Source organism: Kibdelosporangium phytohabitans (assembly GCF_001302585.1).
Taxonomy (GTDB): domain Bacteria; phylum Actinomycetota; class Actinomycetes; order Mycobacteriales; family Pseudonocardiaceae; genus Kibdelosporangium; species Kibdelosporangium phytohabitans.
Genome location: NZ_CP012752.1, coordinates 8,098,666 through 8,118,426, shown reverse-complemented (window position 1 = coordinate 8,118,426; position 19,761 = coordinate 8,098,666). Strand labels below are relative to the sequence as shown.

At 69.2% G+C, this 19,761-nt stretch carries 18 protein-coding genes and 1 pseudogene; 16 read left to right on the top strand and 3 right to left on the bottom strand.

Annotated features, from left to right (window positions below; translation table 11 throughout):
- Positions 1–8: 8 nt before the first annotated feature.
- The 3 genes and pseudogenes from ggt to AOZ06_RS36585 all read left to right on the top strand — a co-directional run.
- The gene (gene ggt, locus AOZ06_RS36595; protein WP_417999909.1) at positions 9–1,811 is read left to right on the top strand and encodes a gamma-glutamyltransferase; all 1,803 of its coding nucleotides are present in this window, start codon (positions 9–11) and stop codon (positions 1,809–1,811) included.
- A 331-nt stretch (positions 1,812–2,142) separates the two neighbouring features.
- Complete coding sequence (locus AOZ06_RS36590) at positions 2,143–4,086, top strand: glycoside hydrolase family 18 chitinase (protein ID WP_054293556.1); 1,944 nt, start codon at positions 2,143–2,145, stop codon at positions 4,084–4,086.
- Positions 4,087–4,169: 83 nt separating this feature from the next.
- A pseudogene (locus tag AOZ06_RS36585) lies at positions 4,170–4,693 on the top strand (IS21 family transposase); the annotation flags it as partial.
- Positions 4,694–4,728: 35 nt separating this feature from the next.
- Here the strand turns inward: AOZ06_RS36585 and AOZ06_RS36580 are convergent.
- Positions 4,729–5,193 (bottom strand): winged helix-turn-helix transcriptional regulator, encoded by a 465-nt coding sequence (locus AOZ06_RS36580; protein WP_054293554.1) that lies wholly within the window; start codon positions 5,191–5,193, stop codon positions 4,729–4,731.
- 82 nt (positions 5,194–5,275) lie between these two features.
- Between AOZ06_RS36580 and AOZ06_RS36575 the strand changes: the two genes are divergently transcribed.
- The 5 genes from AOZ06_RS36575 (at position 5,276) to AOZ06_RS36555 (ending at position 10,962) form a co-directional block, all read left to right on the top strand.
- Complete coding sequence (locus AOZ06_RS36575) at positions 5,276–6,454, top strand: thiolase family protein (protein ID WP_054293553.1); 1,179 nt, start codon at positions 5,276–5,278, stop codon at positions 6,452–6,454.
- Between the two features lie 86 nt (positions 6,455–6,540).
- Positions 6,541–8,016 (top strand): glycoside hydrolase family 28 protein, encoded by a 1,476-nt coding sequence (locus tag AOZ06_RS36570; protein WP_054293552.1) that lies wholly within the window; start codon positions 6,541–6,543, stop codon positions 8,014–8,016.
- 54 nt (positions 8,017–8,070) lie between these two features.
- Positions 8,071–8,616, top strand: a complete 546-nt coding sequence (gene def, locus AOZ06_RS36565) for a peptide deformylase (protein WP_054293551.1) — start codon at positions 8,071–8,073, stop codon at positions 8,614–8,616.
- A gap of 1 nt (position 8,617) precedes the next feature.
- Positions 8,618–9,547, top strand: coding sequence for a methionyl-tRNA formyltransferase (gene fmt, locus AOZ06_RS36560; RefSeq protein WP_054293550.1), 930 nt, complete (start codon positions 8,618–8,620; stop codon positions 9,545–9,547).
- On the top strand, positions 9,544–10,962 hold the full coding sequence (locus AOZ06_RS36555) for an RsmB/NOP family class I SAM-dependent RNA methyltransferase (protein WP_225952990.1): 1,419 nt from the start codon (positions 9,544–9,546) through the stop codon (positions 10,960–10,962). The genes fmt and AOZ06_RS36555 overlap by 4 nt, the downstream gene beginning before the upstream one ends.
- On the opposite strand, the gene AOZ06_RS36550 is transcribed toward AOZ06_RS36555, so the two are convergent.
- Both AOZ06_RS36550 and AOZ06_RS36545 read right to left on the bottom strand, forming a co-directional pair.
- On the bottom strand, positions 10,959–11,222 hold the full coding sequence (locus tag AOZ06_RS36550) for a hypothetical protein (protein WP_054293548.1): 264 nt from the start codon (positions 11,220–11,222) through the stop codon (positions 10,959–10,961). The two genes, AOZ06_RS36555 and AOZ06_RS36550, sit on opposite strands and share 4 nt — an antisense overlap.
- Before the next feature lie 59 nt (positions 11,223–11,281).
- The gene (locus AOZ06_RS36545; RefSeq protein WP_225952989.1) at positions 11,282–11,692 is read right to left on the bottom strand and encodes a DUF3574 domain-containing protein; all 411 of its coding nucleotides are present in this window, start codon (positions 11,690–11,692) and stop codon (positions 11,282–11,284) included.
- A 142-nt stretch (positions 11,693–11,834) separates the two neighbouring features.
- Between AOZ06_RS36545 and AOZ06_RS36540 the strand changes: the two genes are divergently transcribed.
- From AOZ06_RS36540 to AOZ06_RS36505, 8 genes are all read left to right on the top strand, one after another.
- Entirely contained in the window at positions 11,835–12,209 is a 375-nt protein-coding gene (locus tag AOZ06_RS36540; protein ID WP_054293546.1) for a PLD nuclease N-terminal domain-containing protein, read from the top strand.
- The gene (locus AOZ06_RS36535) at positions 12,206–12,724 is read left to right on the top strand and encodes a flavoprotein (protein ID WP_054293545.1); all 519 of its coding nucleotides are present in this window, start codon (positions 12,206–12,208) and stop codon (positions 12,722–12,724) included. The genes AOZ06_RS36540 and AOZ06_RS36535 overlap by 4 nt, the downstream gene beginning before the upstream one ends.
- A gap of 28 nt (positions 12,725–12,752) precedes the next feature.
- Positions 12,753–13,412 carry a ribulose-phosphate 3-epimerase gene (gene rpe, locus AOZ06_RS36530; RefSeq protein WP_054293544.1) on the top strand — a complete coding sequence of 220 codons (660 nt, stop codon included), beginning with the start codon at positions 12,753–12,755 and terminating at the stop codon, positions 13,410–13,412.
- 3 nt (positions 13,413–13,415) lie between these two features.
- On the top strand, positions 13,416–14,039 hold the full coding sequence (locus AOZ06_RS36525; RefSeq protein ID WP_054293543.1) for a riboflavin synthase: 624 nt from the start codon (positions 13,416–13,418) through the stop codon (positions 14,037–14,039).
- Positions 14,029–15,300 (top strand): bifunctional 3,4-dihydroxy-2-butanone-4-phosphate synthase/GTP cyclohydrolase II, encoded by a 1,272-nt coding sequence (locus AOZ06_RS36520; protein ID WP_054293542.1) that lies wholly within the window; start codon positions 14,029–14,031, stop codon positions 15,298–15,300. The genes AOZ06_RS36525 and AOZ06_RS36520 overlap by 11 nt, the downstream gene beginning before the upstream one ends.
- Positions 15,297–15,794 (top strand): 6,7-dimethyl-8-ribityllumazine synthase, encoded by a 498-nt coding sequence (gene ribH, locus AOZ06_RS36515; RefSeq protein ID WP_054293541.1) that lies wholly within the window; start codon positions 15,297–15,299, stop codon positions 15,792–15,794. The genes AOZ06_RS36520 and ribH overlap by 4 nt, the downstream gene beginning before the upstream one ends.
- Entirely contained in the window at positions 15,791–16,246 is a 456-nt protein-coding gene (locus tag AOZ06_RS36510; RefSeq protein WP_054293540.1) for a PH domain-containing protein, read from the top strand. The genes ribH and AOZ06_RS36510 overlap by 4 nt, the downstream gene beginning before the upstream one ends.
- A 220-nt stretch (positions 16,247–16,466) precedes the next feature.
- A complete protein-coding gene (locus AOZ06_RS36505) occupies positions 16,467–19,745 on the top strand; it encodes a glycosyl hydrolase family 95 catalytic domain-containing protein (protein ID WP_063810175.1) in 3,279 nt (1,092 codons plus the stop codon).
- Positions 19,746–19,761: the final 16 nt, after the last annotated feature.

Here is a 19,761-nt window from a genome sequence, read left to right as displayed (position 1 = left end):
AATCGTTCGTGGGAGGTCATGTCGTGCGAAGGTCAGCCGCCTTAGTCGCACTGCTCACCGCCACCACCGCGCTCGTCGGTGGGGTGGAGGCGGGCGCCAGTCCCAGCCGGTCCAAGGTCCCAGAGGCGGTCGGCTACGGCGGGGCGGTCGCGAGCATCGACGCCGACGCGACCGCGATCGGCATCTCCGTGCTGCGCAGGGGCGGGAACGCGGTGGACGCGGCCGTGGCCACCGCCGCCGCGCTGGGCGTCACGGACCCGTTCTCCAACGGCATCGGTGGTGGTGGGTTCTTCGTGTTCTACGAAGCACGAACCGGCAAGGTGCACACGATCGACGGCCGCGAGACGACGCCGATGGCGGCGACGGAAACGCTGTTCCAGGAGAACGGCGCCCCGATCCCGTTCGCCGAGGGCGTCACCAGCGGCCTGAGCGTCGGCGTGCCGGGGACACCGCGGACCTGGCAGCGCGCCCTGCAGCTGTGGGGCCGCAAATCCCTCAAAGAGGTGATGAAGCCCGCGGAGCAGCTCGCCCGCAACGGCTTCGAGGTGGACGAGACGTTCCGCACCCAGATCGCGAACAACGCGGCCAGGTTCGCGGCGTTCCCGTCGACCCGCGAGTTGTACCTGCCCGGCGGCCAGCCGCCGGTGACCGGCACGAAGTTCCGCAACCCGGACATGGCCGACACGTACCGCGAGCTGGCGGACACCAACCTGAAGTCCTTGTACCACGGCCGGATCGGCAAGGACATCGTCAGGACCGTCCAGCAGCCGCCGAAGGACCCGGCGTCCACGTTGATCGTGCGGCCGGGCAAGCTGGCCGAGTCCGACCTGGCCCGCTTCGACACCCCGCTGCGGGAGCCGAGCAGGACCAACTACCGCGGCCTGGACATCTACAGCATGGCTCCGCCCTCGTCGGGTGGGACGACCGTGGGTGAAGCGTTGAACATCCTGGAACCGACCAGCGTCGCCAAGCTGTCGCAGGCGGACTACCTGCACTACTTCCTGGAGTCGACCCGGCTGGCGTTCGCGGACCGCAACCGGTGGGTCGGCGACCCTGCTTTCGGTGACGTGCCCACCCGTGAACTGCTGTCCCAGCGCTTCGCCGATTCCCGCGCGTGCCTGATCGACCCGAAGAAGGCGCTGAAGAGCCCTGTGGCTCCGGGTGACCCCCGCAACCCGCAGGCGTGCGCCACGGTCGGCCAGGGCGTGGCGGCGGAGGTCGGCAGCCAGCACACCACGCACCTGACCACCGCTGACATGTGGGGCAACGTCGTTTCCTACACGCTGACCATCGAGTCGGAGGGCGGCAACGGGATCGTCGTGCCGGGTCGCGGGTTCCTGTTGAACAACGAGTTGACGGACTTCAACTTCGCTCCGCTGTTCCCCGGGGTGCCGGACCCGAACCTGCCGGCCGCCGGGAAGCGCCCGCGGTCCTCCATGGCGCCCACTATCGTTCTGCGGCACGGAAAGCCGTACTTCGCCACCGGCTCGCCCGGTGGGGCTTCGATCATCACCACGGTGGCTCAGGTGATCACCGGGCGCGTGGATCGGGGCAAGTCGCTGGTGGACGCCATCGCCGCGCCGCGCGCTTCGCAGCGCAACGCCGCCGCGGCCCAGGTGGAGAAGGAGTTCCTGGCTCAGCCTGAGACGGCCGAGCTCGTCAAGCGCGGGCAGGGGTTCAGCAGTGCTCCTGCCGAGATCGGTGCCGCCACGGGCGTGGAGCGGCTTCCGGACGGGCGCTGGATCGCCGCTGCTGAGCCTGTCCGGCGTGGTGGCGGGTCGGCCGCTGTTGTGCTTCCTTTCCGCTGGTGAACTGATATCCGCGACTACGGACCGGCGCCTTGCTCCGCGGAGCGGGGTGCCGGTCCGTTCTGGATGTGCCGCCGGGTCGCCCGCGTGTCGGGGTGGTCGGCGCCCGGCACGCGCACCGAACCGGGGGAGCGGATCCCGCGGTGCGGCGGCCTGCTTCGTCGGCGCGAAGTCGTCTGATCGCCACGATGGCCCGAACGGCGCACACCACGCGGGTGCTTGGCAACGGTCGGGTGACGAAGTTTGGTCTAGACCTTGTGTTGATCACGTGGTCTGGACCATTAGTGATGTGTGGTCTTCCTGCCACAACCCTGCCGTCAGGAGGAAGAGACCCATGTTACTGAGACCGTCCGCCGGCCTGCGGAGGTGCGGCGTCGTCATAGCCGCTGCTTCGCTTGCCTTATCCGGCTTCTCCAGTGCCGCGCTCGCCGCGGCCGATCCCACCGCCACGTTCGCCAAGGTGTCCGACTGGGGCTCCGGCTTCACCGGTCAGGTCGTCGTCAAGGCCGGCGACGCCGCACTGACCAGCTGGACCGTGAAATTCGACCTTCCCGCCGGGACCAGCATCGGGTCGACCTGGGAAGCGGGCATGACCCGCACCGGCGACAGCTACACGTTCGTCAACCGGCCCTACAACGGTTCCGTGGCCGCGGGTGCCTCGACCACCTTCGGGTTCAACGGTGTCGGGCCCGGCGCGCCGATCAACTGCACGATCAACGACACCCCGTGTGACGGTTCGTCCGGCGCGCCGGACACCGAGGCTCCCACGGTCCCGACCGGCCTCACAGCGGGGGAAACGGGCAGTTCCACAGTCCCGCTGAGCTGGACGGCGTCCACCGACAACGTCGGCGTCACCGGCTACGACGTCTTCCAGGGCGCTTCGACGACCCCGATCGCCACGTCGACCTCCGCTTCGTTGCTCGTCGGCGGGCTGCAGCCCGAGACCACGTACACCTTCCGTGTCCGCGCGCGTGACAAGGCCGGCAACGTGTCCGCGTTGAGCACGCAGGTGTCCGCGACCACGAAGGAGTTCGGTGATCCCGGGCCGGGCGGCAAGCGCAAGGTCGGCTACTTCACCCAGTGGGGCATCTACGACCGCGCCTACTACGTCAAGAACCTCGACACCTCGGGTTCGGCGGCCAAGCTGACCCACATCAACTACTCGTTCGGCAACCTCGACTCCAGCGGCCGGTGTTTCCAGGCCAACCAGCTCGGTCAGGGCGACGCGTGGGCCGACTACCAGCGCCGGTTCACCGCGGACCTCACCGTCAACGGCCAGGGCGACGTCTACAACCAGCCGCTGGCGGGCAACCTCAACCAGCTCAAGCAGTTGAAGGCCAAGCACCCGCACCTGAAGGTCAACCTGTCGCTCGGTGGCTGGACCTGGTCGAAGTACTTCTCCGACGCCGCACTCACCGCGGCGTCCCGGCAGGCGCACGTCTCGTCGTGCCTGGACATGTGGATCAAGGGAAACCTGCCGAAGATCGGCGGCGAGCCGCAGGGCGGCCCCGGTTCGGCCGCCGGGGTGTTCGACGGCATCGACCTGGACTGGGAATGGCCCGGCAGTGAGGGCAACACCGGCAACGTCGTACGCCCGGAGGACAAGCAGAACTTCACGCTGCTCGTCCAGGAGTGGCGCCGTCAGCTCGACGCCTACGGGGCCACGACCGGCAAGCACTACGAGCTGACCGCGTTCCTGCCCGCCGACCCGGACAAGGTGGTCGCGGGCTTCGAGGTGAACCGGATCTTCGACTCGCTCGACTTCGCGACCCTGCAGGGTTACGACCTGCACGGCGCATGGGACCCGGTGACCAACAACCAGTCCGCGCTGCGCCTGCCCGCCAACGACCCCGGCCCGAAGCCGTACAGCGTCGAGATCGCCACGAACGCGTGGACCAGTCGCGGAGCACCGGCCAACCGGCTTGTGCTCGGTGTGCCGTTCTACAGCCGCGGTTGGACGGGCGTGACCAACGCCAACAACGGCCTGCACCAGAAGGCAACGGACGGCGCGCCCGGACGGTACGAGAAGGGCATCGAGGACTACAAGCTGATCAAGCCGTTGCTCAACAGCGGCTACCAACTGCACCGGGACGCCGTTTCCGGGCACGCGTGGCTGTTCAACGGCAGTACGTTCTGGACGTTCGACGACCCGGCCGAGATCGCCAGGAAGACCGCCTGGATCACCGCCAACGGCCTCGGCGGCGCGATGATCTGGTCGATGGACGGCGACACGGCCAACGGTGAACTGATGACAGCGGTGCACCAAGGCATCGGCTGACGCACGCCAGGTGACCGGTGCTGGGAAGCGCCGGTCACCTGCTGGGTGTGTCCGCCCACTGGCTCTGGCTCGTAGTCGGTGGATGGCACCTGTGGCGCACTCCCTGCGACAAGGTCCTGCTCGAGGTCCGCGCGCACGCCGGATGCTGGGCCGCCGTCAACCCGCCCCGCCCCGGCGGCGTTCACGAGCAGACCACCCGCGAACGCTGGAACGAGATCCACGATCTACCCGGCCACGGGGTCGGTCTGCTCGCCTGCTCCCGCCGCCTCGACCTGGCCCTGAACACGGTCACACGCTACGCCCGCATGCCCGAACCCCAGGCCCTGCGCGTCACCCCGACCTACCGCCCCACCCTGGTCGCCCCTACCGTGACCACCTGCGGGCCTGCGGCGCGGCCGACCCCGCGGTCCCCTGCCACCCTGCTGCTCGCGGAGATCCGCGAATCGGGCTGCACCGGCAGCGCCAACCTGCTGGTCCGCTACCGCAACCAGGGCCGCGCCGAAGGCGAGCGCCCGTCACGACCGCCCGTCACGCCAGCCTGATCCGCGGCTTCGCCACCCTGCTGACACCAGCCGCAGATAACGACGTGAAGCTCACCGAGTGCGTCCTCCTGCCCTGACCACCGCTCCACGTCACCACCGACTACGAGCCAGAGCCAGCCCACTGGCGTTGGTAGATCCGGTCAGTGGCCGTAAGCGGTTCGCCGCAGGCGCTGCAGACGGTCGCGCTGGTGCTCGTGTGGTCGCGGTCCCGGTGCGCGATGGACATCTCCATGTGGCGGACGGGTGCTTGCGTGTACCGCTCACCCCACTGGGCCAGTGCGTCGAGCACCGGCAGCAGGTCTGCTCCCGCGTCGGTGATCACGTACTCGTCGTGGGTGCGTTGTCTGCCGCGGTACTGGGAGCGGCGCAGCAGGCCCGCGTCGACCATCTTGGCCAGGCGCCGGGACAGCACGTTGTCCGCGACTTCCAGGATCACGCGGAACTTCTCGAACCGCGTCGTGCCGAGCAGGGCCTCGCGCAGGACGAGCAGCACCCACGGATCCCCGACCACGTCGAGTGATCGTGCTATCGGGCACGGGTGGTCCGACCAGTCCTGGCGCAACACGGGACGCTCCTCACATTGACTTGCTCGGAGCAAGCCTACAAGAAGTACGCTTGCTTGAAGCAAGTCAACAGGGAGGTTGGCCATGAGGGACGCTGTGATCGTCGACGCCGTCCGCACACCGATCGGCAAGGGCAAGGCCGGTGGCGCTCTCGCCGGTGTGCACCCCGTCGACCTGCACGCCCACGCCATCCGTGCGTTGCTTGACCGCACCGGCATCGATCCGGCGCTGGTCGACGACGTGATCTCCGGCGCGGTCGGCCAGATCGGCGAGCAGAGCGGCAACACCGCGCGGTGGGCGGCGCTGGCCGCGGGGTTGCCGGAGTCCGTGCCCGCGGTGACCGTCGACCGGCAGTGTGGCAGCAGTCAGCAGGCGATCCACTTCGCCGCCCAAGGCGTGATCGCCGGCGCGTACGACGTCGTGATCGCGTCCGGGATCGAGGCGATGAGCCACGTGCCGATCGGCAGCCAGCGCGACGGCCGCGACTTCCTCGGCCCGAGTGTCGCCGCGCGGTACCCTGAAGGCCTTGTGCCGCAAGGCATCAGTGCCGAGTTGATCGCGGCCGAGTGGGATCTGGGCCGGAGCAGGCTCGACGAGTTCGCGGCCACCTCGCACCAGCGGGCCGCCGCCGCGTGGCGGGACGGCCGGTTCGACCGGGACGTCGTGCCGCTCAAGATCGGCGCCGACGAGGTGCGATTCGACGAGTCGGTCCGGCCGTCGACCACTGTGGACGTCCTCAGTGGCCTGAAACCGGCTTTCCACGACGACTACTGGGCCGAACGGTTCCCGCGGATCGGCTGGCACGTCACCGCGGGCAACTCGTCGCCGATCAACGACGGCGCCGCCGCCGTGCTGATCACCAGCAGCGAGACGGCCCAGCGCCTCGGCCTCGAACCCCGTGCGCGGCTGCACAGCTTCGCCGTCGTCGGCGACGATCCGCTGCTGATGCTGACCGGCGTCATCCCGGCGACCGCGAAGGTCCTCGACCGGGCCGGGCTGCGGCTGGCGGACATCGACGCCTTCGAGGTCAACGAGGCCTTCGCCAGCGTCGTGCTGGCCTGGCAGGCGGAAACCGGCGCGGACCTGGCGAAGGTCAACGTGAACGGTGGCGCGACCGCGATCGGGCACCCGTTGGGCGCGAGTGGCGCGCGGTTGATGACCACGCTGTTGTCGGTGCTCGAGCAGACGGGCGGCAGGTATGGCCTGCAGACCATGTGTGAGGCGGGTGGCCTGGCGAACGCGACCGTCGTCGAACGCTTGTGACCGGTGCCGGAGACCGCTAATGTACGTTTCGTAAACGTTTTCATGCCGCCGCGAGAGTGACACGTCTACGCAGACGAGGAGTGCTCATGGCGAGAATCGGCACGCTGGTCCTTGCGAGCGTCATCGTGGCGGGGCTGACAGTGCCCGCTGCCGAGGCGGCGCCGGTGTTCAACGTCAGGTCCTACGGCGCCGTCGGCAACGGCAGCACCCATGACGACGACGCCATCGACAAGGCGATCAACGCCGCCAACGCGGCGGGCGGTGGCGTGGTGGACTTCCCACCCGGCCGCTACCGGTCGCGGACCATCCACCTGAAAAGCAACGTGACGCTCAACCTCAACGCCGGTGCGACGCTGCTCGCCGCCGCGGACGGCATGGACCGGGCCGAACCGAACGAGTGGGACGAGTACCAGGACTACGGGCACAGCCATTTCCGCAACGCGCTCGTCTTCGGCGAGAACGTCGAGAACATCGCGTTCACCGGCGCGGGCACGATCGACGGCGACAACAACCTGATCACCGGCGACCCCGAACAGGGGCAGGCGGACAAGGCGCTGAGCCTGAAGTACTGCCGCAACCTGCGGTTCCAGGACATCACGTTCCGGCAGGGCGGCCACTTCGCCATCCTGATCAACGGCTGCACCGGCGTGAAAATGCTCAACACGAAGATCCTCAGCGCCGACGACCGGGACGCGTTCAACATCATCAACACCTCGGACGTGGAGATCGCCCACTCCCGGATCGAGGCGAGCGACGACGCGGTGGTGTTCAAGAGCGACTACGCGCTCGGCCGCACCTTCCCGACCGGGAAGGCGGTCGTGCGGGACTCGACGATCCTGTCCACCGAGAACAACGCGCTGCAGTTCGGCTCCGAGACCTGCGGCGCGTTCCGCGACGTCCAGTTCAGGAACCTCGACGTGACCGGTGCGGGCAAGGCGGGCATCGGCATCGTGTCGATGGACGGCGCCACGATCGAGAACATCACGTACGACGACATCAGGCTCAGCCGGACGGCGTCGGCGATCTTCATGCACGTCGGCAAACGCTCGCGCTGCCCAGGCAACCCGCCCGCGGGCAGGATCCGCGACATCACGCTGAAGAACATCACCGGCACGAACCTGACCACACCACGCGACGTCGCCGGCGACGACGAGTACTCCGCGACGATCACCGGGCGGACGGAATCGCCGATCGAGAACATCACGCTGGAGAACGTCGACCTCGACTTCCCCGGCGGCCACCCGGCATCCGACGCCGACCGCGTGCCGCCGGAGAGCTCGACCGCGTACCCGCCGCGCACGTTCGGTGCCCGCCCCGCATACGCGTTCTGGGTCCGGCACGCCAAGAACGTCAGATTCCTCACCAGCACAGTGAGTTTCCAGAAGCCCGACGGCAGGCCCGCCTTCCTGGCCAACGACACCACCGGGCTGACCGTCGACGGCGTGCGGATGGAACGCCCGACGGGCGATTGGGACGTCACGTTCCAGAAGTCGACCGGCCAGCGGGTCACCGGCAGCACCACCACCCCCGGTGGCGGCAGCCCGCGCGTGCGCGTCCAGTAGCGCGTCGGCTGGGCGGGCTCCGGACGAGTCCGCCCCGCCGTAGAATCGACCGTCGTGACCATCCAACCGATCAGGCTTTTCGGTGACCCGGTGCTGCGCACGCGCGCCGACGAGGTCGTCGAGTTCGACAAGGAGCTGCGTACGCTCGTCAAGGACCTGTGGGACACCATGGAGTCGCAGGGCGGCGCCGGGCTCGCCGCCCCGCAGCTGGGGGTGGGCCTGCGGGTGTTCACGTACCACTGCGACGGCTTCGTCGGGCACATGGTGAACCCGACGTGGAACGCGATCGACGACGAGTGCCAGGACGGCGACGAGGGCTGCCTGTCCATCCCCGGCTTCACCTGGGAGACGCGGCGGATGCGCAACATCGTCGCCGCCGGGTGGAACATGTACGGCGAACCGATCGAGGTGGCGGGCTCCGACCTGCTCGCCCGGTGCATCCAGCACGAGTCCGACCACCTCGACGGTGTGCTGTTCCTCGACCGGCTCGACCCGGAGACCCGCAAGCGGGCGATGGGGGAGATCCGCCAGGCGTCCTGGTTCACCGGTTCGATGCCGACGATCAAGCAGGACCCGCACGCGTTGTTCGGGGGCTTCTGACATGCGGCTGGTCTTCGCCGGCACCCCGCAACCCGCGGTGCCCACGCTCAAGGCGCTGATCGAGTCGCCGCGCCACGAGGTCGTCGCCGTGGTGACCAGGCCGGACGCCCCGGCTGGGCGCGGCCGGCACGTCGTCCGCTCGCCGGTCGGCGCGCTGGCCGACGAGCACGGCATCGAGGTGCTCATGCCGCAGCGGGTCAAGCAACCCGAGTTCCTCGACCGGTTGACCGAGCTCGCCCCGGACTGCTGCCCGGTCGTCGCGTACGGCGCGCTTCTGCCCCAGGTCGCGCTGGACATCCCCGTACACGGTTGGGTGAACCTGCACTTCTCGCTGCTGCCCGCGTGGCGTGGTGCCGCGCCGGTGCAGGCCGCGATCCGCGCGGGTGACGAGATCACCGGCGCGAGCACGTTCCGGATCGTCAAGGAACTCGACGCCGGACCGGTTTTCGGGGTGCTGACCGAGCCGATCCGGCCGCAGGACACCGCCGGGATCCTGCTCGACCGGCTCGCCGTGGCCGGTGCCGAGCTCATGGTGTCCACGTTGGACGGGATCGAGGACGGTACGGTCAACGCGGTCGAGCAGCAGCACGCCGACGGCGTCAGCTACGCGTCCAAGATCACTCCCGACGACGGGCACCTCGACCTGACCACGCCGGCGGTAGCGGTCGACCGGCTGGTTCGCGCGGTCACCCCGGATCCGGGCGCGTGGGCGCAGTTCCGGGGCGAACGGCTCAAGCTCGGTCCGGTCACGCCGACCGGCGCCGAGGCACTCGCGCCGGGTGAGATCAGGGTGGAACGCAAGCGCGTGCTCGTCGGCACCGCGACGCATCCCGTGCAGCTGGGCGACGTCCAGGCGCCGGGCAAGAAGAAGATGGCTGCGACCGACTGGGCGCGCGGCGCCCGGGTCGAGCAAGGAGAACGATTGTCTTGACGCACCGACCGTCCCGGCCCCGGCGCGCGCACCCGCCGCGCCGCCGTGAGCCGTCCGCGCCGCGCCCGCCGATGGAGGATCCGGCACGTCGTGCGGCGCTGGACACGTTGCGTGCGGTGCGTGACCGCGACGCGTACGCCAACCTCGTCCTGCCGGGCCTGTTGCGGGAACGGCGGATCAGCGGCCGTGACGCGGCGCTGGCCACCGAACTGGCGTACGGCACGAGCCGCGCGATCGGCTGGCTCGACCAGGTGATCGCGGAGTGCTCCGACCGCCCGCTGTCGCAAGTGGACAAGCAACTGCTCGACGTGCTGCGGCTCGGCGCGTACCAGTTGCTGCGCACCAGGATCCCGCCGCACGCCGCCGTGTCCTCCACTGTGGACCTGGCGCGGTTCGACGTCGGCTCGCGGCTGGCCGGGTTCGCCAACGCCGTGCTGCGCAAGGTCGGCGAGCGCACCGAGGAGGAATGGGTGGCCGCGATCGCGCCGCCGCGCGACGAGGACCCGATCGGCTACCTGGCGACGGCGACGGCGCACCCGCGGTGGATCGCCCGCGCGTTCGCCGATTCGCTCGGCGACAAGGGCGACGCGCTGGAAGCCGCGCTCAGGGCCGACGACGACCGGCCTGCCGTGCACCTGGTCGCCAGGCCGGGGGAGATCACCGCGGAGGAGCTCGCCGCGATCACCGGCGGCGACGTGGCGCCGTACTCGCCGTACGGTGTCCGCCTGGAAGCAGGCGGCGGCGACCCGGCCGACATGGAGCCGGTCCGGGAACGCTTCGCCGGTGTCCAGGACGAAGGCAGCCAGCTGTGCGCGATCGCGTTGACGCGCCCCGCGCTGACCGGGTCCGACGCGCGGTGGCTCGACCTGTGCTCCGGTCCGGGCGGCAAGGCGGCCATGCTCGGCGCGCTGGCGGGGCTCAGCGACGCGACTCTCGACGCGGTCGAGAAAGCGCCGCACCGCGCCAGGCTGGTCGGGAACGCCACCGAGGGCCAGCCGGTCACCGTGCACGTGGCCGACGGCCGCGACACCGGGTTCGAGCCGGGCAGCTTCGACCGGGTCCTGGTGGACGCGCCGTGCACCGGCCTCGGTGCGTTGCGGCGCAGGCCGGAGGCGCGCTGGCGCCGTCAGCAGTCCGACGTCGGCGACCTGACCAAGCTGCAGCGCGAACTGCTGATGTCCGCGATGGACCTGGTCAGGGTCGGCGGTGTGGTGGCGTACGTGGTCTGCTCGCCGCACCTGTCGGAGACGGTCGGCGTGGTCGGTGACGTGGTGCGCCGGGCCAAGGCCGAGCAACTGGACGCCAGGGAGTTCTTCCCCGGCGTGCCCGACCTCGGCCCCGGCCCGGATGTGCAGCTCTGGCCGCACCTGCACGGCACGGACGCGATGTACTGCGCTTTGATCCGCAAGATCTAGGTCACCGACAACGAGTTCGCGCTCACTGTCCAGAACAGCCACGTCACCCCCGCGATGATGGCGACGGTCGCGAGTGCGCTCCCGATCCACATGGCTCGTGCGGTGCGCAGCTTCGCGCACATCTTGTACGCGAAGCTGAGCAGCGCGGTCTCGGCGATCCACAGCACCGGTGTGGCGACCGGCCACAGCAGCACGGCCATCGCGAACCGGTTGAGCGAGTCCATGTCGACGTCCGGCAGGATGCGGAGCAGGCCGATCACGCCGCCGACCGCCCCGATCCCGCCGAACAGGAAGGCAAGGCCGCAACTGGGGCCGCGGTTCAGAACGAGACCCGTTCCACGCTGTCGGAGCGCAGCACGGACTGCTGCTGGAACTGCTTCTTGTAGTCCGAGCGGATCTCCTCGATCTCGCGGCTGGCGCCGCGCTTGTCGTACGGGTACAGCAGGATCAGCACGTACGAGTCCTCCTTGCCGCCCTTCCACTGGCCGTGTCCCTCCAGCCAGGTCAGGCCGTCCGGGAACGCGGGCGTGACCTCTTTGTCCAGGAACAGCTCGAAGTCCGCGGGCGTGATCGGCGAGCCGTCCGGCTTGTTGCCGCCGAAGTACAACTCGGTGCGCTTGTAGGGCTCGCCGGGTGTCTTGTCGACGGTGGCGGGCGCGGCGGTACCGGCGGCGGTCAGGCCGAGCATCAGCGCGGCGACCATGCCCGCGATGGCGGTGCGTCGTGTCATGCCACGCATTCAAGCGCTACTGCCGTGCGCTTGTCCGGCTTTTCCCGGCGCCATCCAGACCCTGGGAAACGCCCGCCCGGGCGGGCCTGGCACACTGTGCGCCCTTCGAGCGGATCATGTCTTCCTGGGGTGGAGAAACATCATGCCGTTGTTCGCCGGTGGCCTGTTCAGCTTCGTGGTGATGGGTCTCTGGATCTTCTGTCTGGTCGACGTGATCACCACCGCCGACGGCACGACTCGCAACCTGCCCAAGATGGGCTGGCTGTTCATCGTCCTGCTGCTGCCGCTGATCGGCTCGATCCTGTGGCTGGTCGCCGGTCGCCCGGAGGGGGCGGGGGTCGCGGGTTACCGGCCGGGCCGCGCCGAGCCGCCGAGCCGGTTCCCGGAGTACGACCGGCCGGGGCGGCACGTGGCGATGAGCCCTGACGACGACGCGGAGTTCCTGCGCAAGTGCCGTGAACGCGCCGAGCAGCAGCGCAGGGCGGCCAAGCAACGCGAGCAGAGGGAAGAGTCATAGCCGTTCTGGGACTGGTCGCCGCCGCGTGCTACGGCGTCGACCGGAGACTGCACGACGAGATCGCCCGACCGGCGGCCGAGCGCGGCTGGCGGTTGGCGATCACGCTCACGCCGACCGCCGAGCGGTGGCTCAGGGAGTCCGGCGAGTTCGACCGGCTCGCCGCGCTCACCGACCTGCCGGTCCGCAGCCAGTCCCGGCTGCCGGGCCAGGCGCGTCCGCACCCGGATCCGAGCGCGTTCCTGTTCGTCCCGGCCAGCGCCAGTTCGACAGCCAAGCTCGCGCTGGGCATCGCGGACAACCAGGCGTTGACCGTGCTCTGCGAAGCGCTCGGCAACCCGCGTGTGCACGTGTCGGTGTGCCCGCAGTTGTCTCCTGAGCAGCTGCGGCACCCGGCGTGGCCGGGGCATCTGGCCACCCTGCGCGGTGCAGGCGCTGTTGTGACACCAGTCTCACCCGACCAACCGTGGACGAGTGTGCTGGACGCCCTGCCGGTGACCGGAACCGATCGACCATAGACTTTCGTCCGTGTCCGCAGAACAACCCATGATCGCGCCCAGCATCCTGTCCGCCGATTTCGCCCGCCTGGCCGACGAGCTGGCCGCCGTCGCCGGCGCGGACTGGGTGCACGTCGACGTGATGGATGCCCACTTCGTGCCCAACCTGACGCTCGGCCTGCCCGTCGTGGAGGCGCTGCTGAAGGTGACCGACATCCCGATGGACTGCCATCTGATGATCGAGGACCCCGAACGCTGGGCGATCGGGTACGCCGAAGCGGGCGCGTACAACGTGACCGTGCACGCCGAGGCGGTGTCCGACCCGATCAGGCTCGCCGGTGACCTGCGGGCGGCCGGTGCGAAGGCCGGGCTGTCGATCAAGCCGGGCACCCCGCTCGAGCCGTGGGTGGACGTGCTCAAGCACTACGACACGCTGCTGGTGATGTCGGTCGAGCCGGGTTTCGGCGGGCAGTCGTTCATCCCCGACGTGCTCGGCAAGGTGCGCACCGCGCGCGAACTGGTCGACACCGGGCACCTGAACGTCGTCGTCGAGATCGACGGCGGAATCAACAGCGAGACGATCGAGTTGGCAGCTGAAGCAGGAGTCGACTGCTTCGTGGCCGGATCAGCGGTCTACAACGCCGACGACCCCGGGAAGGCCATCTCGGCGCTGCGCGACCGCGCGGCGCACGTCAGGGGAGGGAACTGAAGCATGTTCACGGGGATCGTGGAGGAGCGCGGCCAGATCACGGCCGTCCACCCGCTGCCTGACGCGGCGCGGCTGACGGTCACGGGCCCGCTGGTGACGTCCGACGCCAGGCACGGCGACTCGATCGCGGTCAACGGCGTGTGCCTGACCGTCGTCGACGTGGCCGAGGGCGCGTTCACCGTCGATGTGGTGCACGAGACACTGCTGCGCTCCAGCCTGGCCAAGGCGCACGCGGGTGACCAGGTGAACCTGGAGCGCGCGATGGCGCTCGGCGACCGGCTCGGCGGCCACATCGTGCAGGGCCACGTCGACGGGACGGGCGTGTTCGTCTCCCGCGACGACGACGGCATGACCACGTTCGACCTGCCCGCTGACTTGGCCAAGTACGTGGTGGAAAAGGGCTCGATCGCGGTCGACGGCGTGTCGCTGACGGTGGCGTCGGTGCGGGCCGACCGGTTCTCGGTCGCCCTGATCCCGACCACGTTGTCGCTGACCACGCTGGGGCTGCGCCAGCCGGGTGACGTGGTCAACCTGGAGGTCGACGTGCTGGCCAAGTACGTCGAGCGACTTGCTGTGCCTCACATCGCGACGGCAACCGGGGCAGGGCAGGGCCACAATGGGCGGTAGTGGTTCTGAAGGAGGCGCCGTGGCCGGGTTGGACGACATCGGGAAAGCGATCAAGGACATCGCCGAGGGGCGCCCTGTGATCGTGGTCGACGACGAGGACCGGGAGAACGAGGGCGACCTGATCTTCGCGGCCGAGAAGGCCACGCCCGAACTGGTCGCGTTCATGGTCCGGTACACGTCCGGCTACATCTGCGTGCCGCTGACCGAGACCGACTGCGACCGGCTCGACCTGCCGCCGATGTTCCACACCAACCAGGACCGCCGCGGCACGGCGTACACGGTCACTGTGGACGCTCGCGACGGCGTGAGCACCGGGATCTCCGCCGCGGACCGTGCGCACACGATCCGGCTGCTGGCCGAGCAGGACTCCAAATCCACCGACTTCAACCGCCCTGGGCACGTCGTTCCGTTGCGCGCCAAGGAAGGCGGGGTGCTGCGCCGCGCCGGGCACACCGAGGCGGCGGTCGACCTCGCGGTGATGGCCGGGCTGCGGCCCGCCGGTGTGCTGTGCGAGATCGTGTCCCAGAAGGACGAGGGCGACATGGCCCGGCGCGACGAGCTGGAGGTGTTCGCGGCCGAGCACGACCTGACGATCATCTCGATCGCCGCGCTGATCGCCTACCGGCGCCGCAACGAGATGCAGGTCGTGCGGGTCGCGGAGGCCCGCATCCCGACCGCGCACGGCACGTTCCGGGCGGTCGGCTACGACAGCCTGTTGGACGGCATCGAGCACATCGCGCTGGTGTACGGCGAGATCGGCGACGGCACCGAGGTACTGGTCCGGGTGCACTCGGAGTGCCTGACCGGTGACGTGTTCGGCTCGCTGCGCTGCGACTGCGGTCCCCAGCTCGACGCCGCCCTCGAGGCTGTCGCGTCCGAAGGCCGGGGGATCGTGCTGTACATGCGCGGGCACGAGGGCCGGGGGATCGGCCTGATGCACAAGCTGCAGGCGTACCAGCTGCAGGACAACGGCGCGGACACCGTCGACGCCAACCTCGCGCTCGGGGTGCCCGCGGACGCCCGCGACTACGGCACCGGCGCGCAGATCCTGTCCGATCTGGGCGTGAAGACCATGCGTCTGCTGACCAACAACCCGGCCAAGCGCGTCGGTCTGGAAGGCTATGGGCTGACGGTGGTCGATCGTGTGCCGCTGTCGGTGTGGCCCAACCCGGAGAACCTGCGGTACCTGCGCACCAAGCGCGACCGGATGGGCCACGAGCTGGGCAACCTCGAACAGTTCGAAGGAGAGACGCGGCAGTGAGCGGCGAAGGACGGCCCGAGGCGTCGGTCCCGCAGTGCGAGGGCATCCGGCTGGCCATCGCGGCGACCAGGTGGCATGGCAGGATCACCGGCAACCTGCTCGACCGGGCGCTCGCCGCGGCCAAGCAGGCCAAGATCGACGAGCCGACGGTCGTCCGGGTCGCCGGGGCGGTCGAGCTGCCGGTGATCTGCCAGGAACTGGCCAAGCACCACGAGGCCGTCGTCGCGCTCGGTGTCGTCATCCGCGGTGGCACACCGCATTTCGAGTACGTGTGCGACGCGGTCACGGCGGGCCTGACCAGGGTTTCCCTCGACGAGGGGACGCCGGTCGGCAACGGTGTGCTGACGGTGAACGAGGAACAGCAGGCCCTCGACCGGGCGGGTTTCCCCGATTCGGTCGAGGACAAGGGCTTCGAGGCGTGCTCCGCGGCGCTGGAGGCCGCGATGGTGCTGCGTGGCCTGCGCCAGCCATGGACAGAACGAGGATTCGAGTGACAGAGCCGACGAGCGAGCGGGCCGGGGAGTTCCAGTTCCGGCCCCGCAAGGTCCGGTACGTGGCAGCTGTGATCGCGGTGCTCTTCGTCGCGGTGTTCACCGTGGTGGCGTTCCTGCTGCGCAGCGAGTGGACCGGTGCCTACTTCCAGACGTCCGACCAGGTGGCGATGGTCGGCATCGGGCTCGTGCTCGCCGTCGGCGTGCTGATGTTCACGCGGTCCCGCGTCCGCGCGGACGCCGCGGGCATCGAGGTCCGCAACCTGCTGGGTACCCGCCGCTACGAGTGGAAGCACGTCGAGCACGTCAGCTTCCCCGACGGCGCGTCGTGGGCACGGCTGGAACTGCCGGACGACGAGTACGTCACGATCATGGCCATTCCCGCCATCGACGGTGAACGGTCGGTCGTCGCGATGCGCGAACTGCGCAGGCTCAAGGCCAGCGCCGAGCAGTAGCCACCCGCAGCGAGAATACATCGGAGCACGTCGGAGCTTTCCGGCGGTGATCGCCTTCTTGCTGCTTCTGGATCGTTCTTGACGATGAATACATCGGATCTCTAGCCTCATGATTGTCCCCCTGCAGTGACAGCGAGGAACGACGATCATGCGCGTTCAACGAGGAACGGCCGCAGTCGCCATCGTGGCCCCAGTGCTATCAACTGCCTTGTCCGTACCGATGTCCCAGGCAGCGCCTCTGCCCACCCCCACGCCGACGTCAGCGCAAGCCGGTCCGCTGACGCTCTGGTACGACGAACCCGCTACCGACTGGGAGTCGCAGTCGCTGCCGATCGGCAGCGGCGCGCTCGGTGCTTCCGTGTTCGGCGGTGTCCAGAACGAACGGTTGCAGTTCAACGAGAAGACGCTGTGGACCGGCGGCCCAGGGTCGCCGGGCCACGACTCCGGCAACTGGAGATCACCGAGACCCGGTGCCGTCAAACAAGTCCAGGACCGGATCAACGCCGAGGGCCAGGTGACACCCGAATGGGCCGCCGGTGTCCTCGGCCAGGGCAAGACCGGTTTCGGTGCGTACCAGACCTTCGGTGACGTGCGGATATCGCAGCCGCAGGCACCGCCGAACGTGACGGGCTACCGGCGGTCGCTCGACATCGCCGACGCCGTCGCCGGAGTCACGTACGCCTCCGGGGGTGTGACGTTCACTCGTGAGTACTTCGCCTCCGCCCCCGGCGAAGTGGTCGTCGGCCGCGTCGGCGCCAGCCAACCCGGCCGCGTCTCCTTCACGGTCTCCTACGCCGTACCCGACAACCGATCACGGGCATCGCGGGCACGCGGCGGCCGGATCACGTTGTCCGGCAACCTGAATGACAACGGAATGCGGTACGAGTCGCAACTTCAGGTCCAGAACGACGGCGGCACGAGGACCGACAACTCCGACGGCTCGGTCACGGTCACCGGCGCGAACGCGGTCACTCTCGTGCTGGCAGCGGGAACGAACTATGCGGACGCGTACCCCAGTTACCGCACCGCGGACCCGCACCACGCTGTGACAACCCGCGTGGACACCGCCGCGGCGAAGCCGTATGCCGCGTTGCGTGACGCTCACGTACGCGATCACCGGGGCCTGTTCGACCGGTTGGCGCTCGACATCGGCCAACAGGTACCCGATATGCCTACCGATGACCTGCTGCGCGCCTACCGTGGCACAGCCTTGTCGCCGCAGGCCCGCAAAGCACTCGAAGTCCTGTACTTCCAGTACGGCCGCTACCTGCTGATCGCGTCATCGCGGGCGGGCTCGTTGCCCGCGAACCTGCAAGGCGTGTGGAACAACTCGACCGCGCCGCCGTGGAGCGCCGACTACCACGTCAACATCAACTTGCAGATGAACTACTGGCTCGCGGAATCCACGAACCTGTCCGAGACCACCGAACCGTTCTTCGACTACGTGGACTCGATGGTGGCGCCCGGCCGCAAGACCGCGCAGGACATGTTCGGCAACCGCGGCTGGGTCGTGCACAACGAGACCAACCCGTTCGGGTTCACCGGCGTGCACAACTGGGCGACCTCGTTCTGGTTCCCCGAAGCCGGGGCCTGGCTCGCGCAGCACTACTACGAGCACTACCGGTTCACGCGTGACGAGGCCTTCCTGCGCAACCGGGCCTACCCGCTGATGAAGTCGCTGGCCGAGTTCTGGGTCGACGAACTCGTCGCCGACCCCAGGGACGGCAAACTGGTGGTGAGCCCGAGCTTCTCACCGGAGCAGGGCCCGTTCTCCGCGGGGGCCTCGATGTCCCAGCAGATCGTGTGGGACCTGTTCACCAACGTGGCCGAAGCCGCGACGACCGTCGGCGACCAGGCCTTCGCGGCACAGGCACGCACCACGCTCACCAGACTGGACCCGGGCCTGCGCGTCGGCCGCTGGGGCCAGCTGCAGGAGTGGAAGCAGGACTGGGACGACCAAGGCAACACGCACAGGCACGTGTCACACCTGTTCGCGCTGCACCCCGGCAACCAGATCACCCCGCAGGGCAACCCCGGCCTGGTCGCCGCGGCGAGGAAGTCGCTGACCGCCCGCGGCGACGGCGGGACGGGCTGGAGCAAGGCGTGGAAGATCAACTTCTGGGCGCGCCTGCTCGACGGCAACCACTCCCACCTGATGCTGGAAGAGCTGCTGAAGAGCAGCACGCTCGACAACCTCTGGGACACCCACCCGCCGTTCCAGATCGACGGGAACTTCGGCGCGACCGCGGGCGTGGCGGAAATGCTCCTGCAGAGCCACCGCGGCGTGATCGACATCCTGCCCGCCGTACCGGATTCGTGGGATCGCGGTTCCGTCCGCGGCCTGCGCGCACGCGGTGACGTCACCGCCGACATCGACTGGGTCGGCGGCGTGCCCACCCGAGCCGCACTGAAAGCGGGGCACACCGGTCGGTTGAAGGCCGCGAGCGACCTGTTCAACGGCCGATATCGCCTGGTGGACACACGCACCGGCCAAGACGTGCCACACCAGCGCACCGGCTCGGAGATCACCTTCGACGCCACCGCAGGCGGAACATACGTTGCCACGGCCGGTGTCTCGGTCGCAGTGACAGCCCCGGAGCGCGTCGTCGCCGGGACACCGTTCGACGCGACGGAGACCGTGACCGCGCTCGACGGCCCTGTGTCAGAGGCACAGTTGACCATGGCGTTGCCCACGGGATGGACCGTGACACCCGCGAACCACCCGGTGCCGTCCATCCGGGTTGGACAGTCGCTCACATACCGTTTCACGGTCACGCCTTCGGGCGGTTCGGCGACGTACCAGTCTCTACGCGCGGTGCTCAGCGGCCGGGGCGTGTCGGCGTTCGGCGAGACGCTGGTGCGCATCGAACCTGTGCCGCCGTGCACGGTCCCAGCCGCCAACACGCCGCTCGTCGCGTGGGACCCGGTCTCAGGCGGGGTGGTCGACGACAAGTCGCCGTACAACCGGGACGCCACTGTCGACGGCAACGCGGTGTACGACGGGTCGCGTCTGGTGCTGAACGGCTCGTTCCTGCGCACGGCCAGCACTTCGCTGGGCTTCCTGCGTGAAGCGACGTTCGCCGCCGAGGTGAAGGTGGACGGCAGCGGGTCGTACCGGCGCCTGTTCGACTTCCAGCCCAGCGGCGACCCGGGCAGCGACGGCGTGCTGATCGACCTGACACCGTCGAATGCCGTGCGGTTCATCGGATCGAACCAGAACGTGACGACAACCGCGGTTGTGCCGATTGGGCGGTATGTCGACCTGGTGGTCACCATGACCGACAGCGGCCAAGTCGACGTGTACATCGACGGTGTACGCGCGGGCGGGGCGACCGTGCCTGACAACGGCATCAACGGGTGCGCGACCCGGCAGCTGCGGTTCGCCGCCGATCAGGGCGGAGGTCAGCGGTTGGCCGGCGGGGTCGACCGGGTCGCGATCTTCGCCGACGCGTTGACCGCGGCCGAGGTGCCGGGTTGGCGTACACGCGCGTTCGGCTGAGCGAGGTTCGCAATGC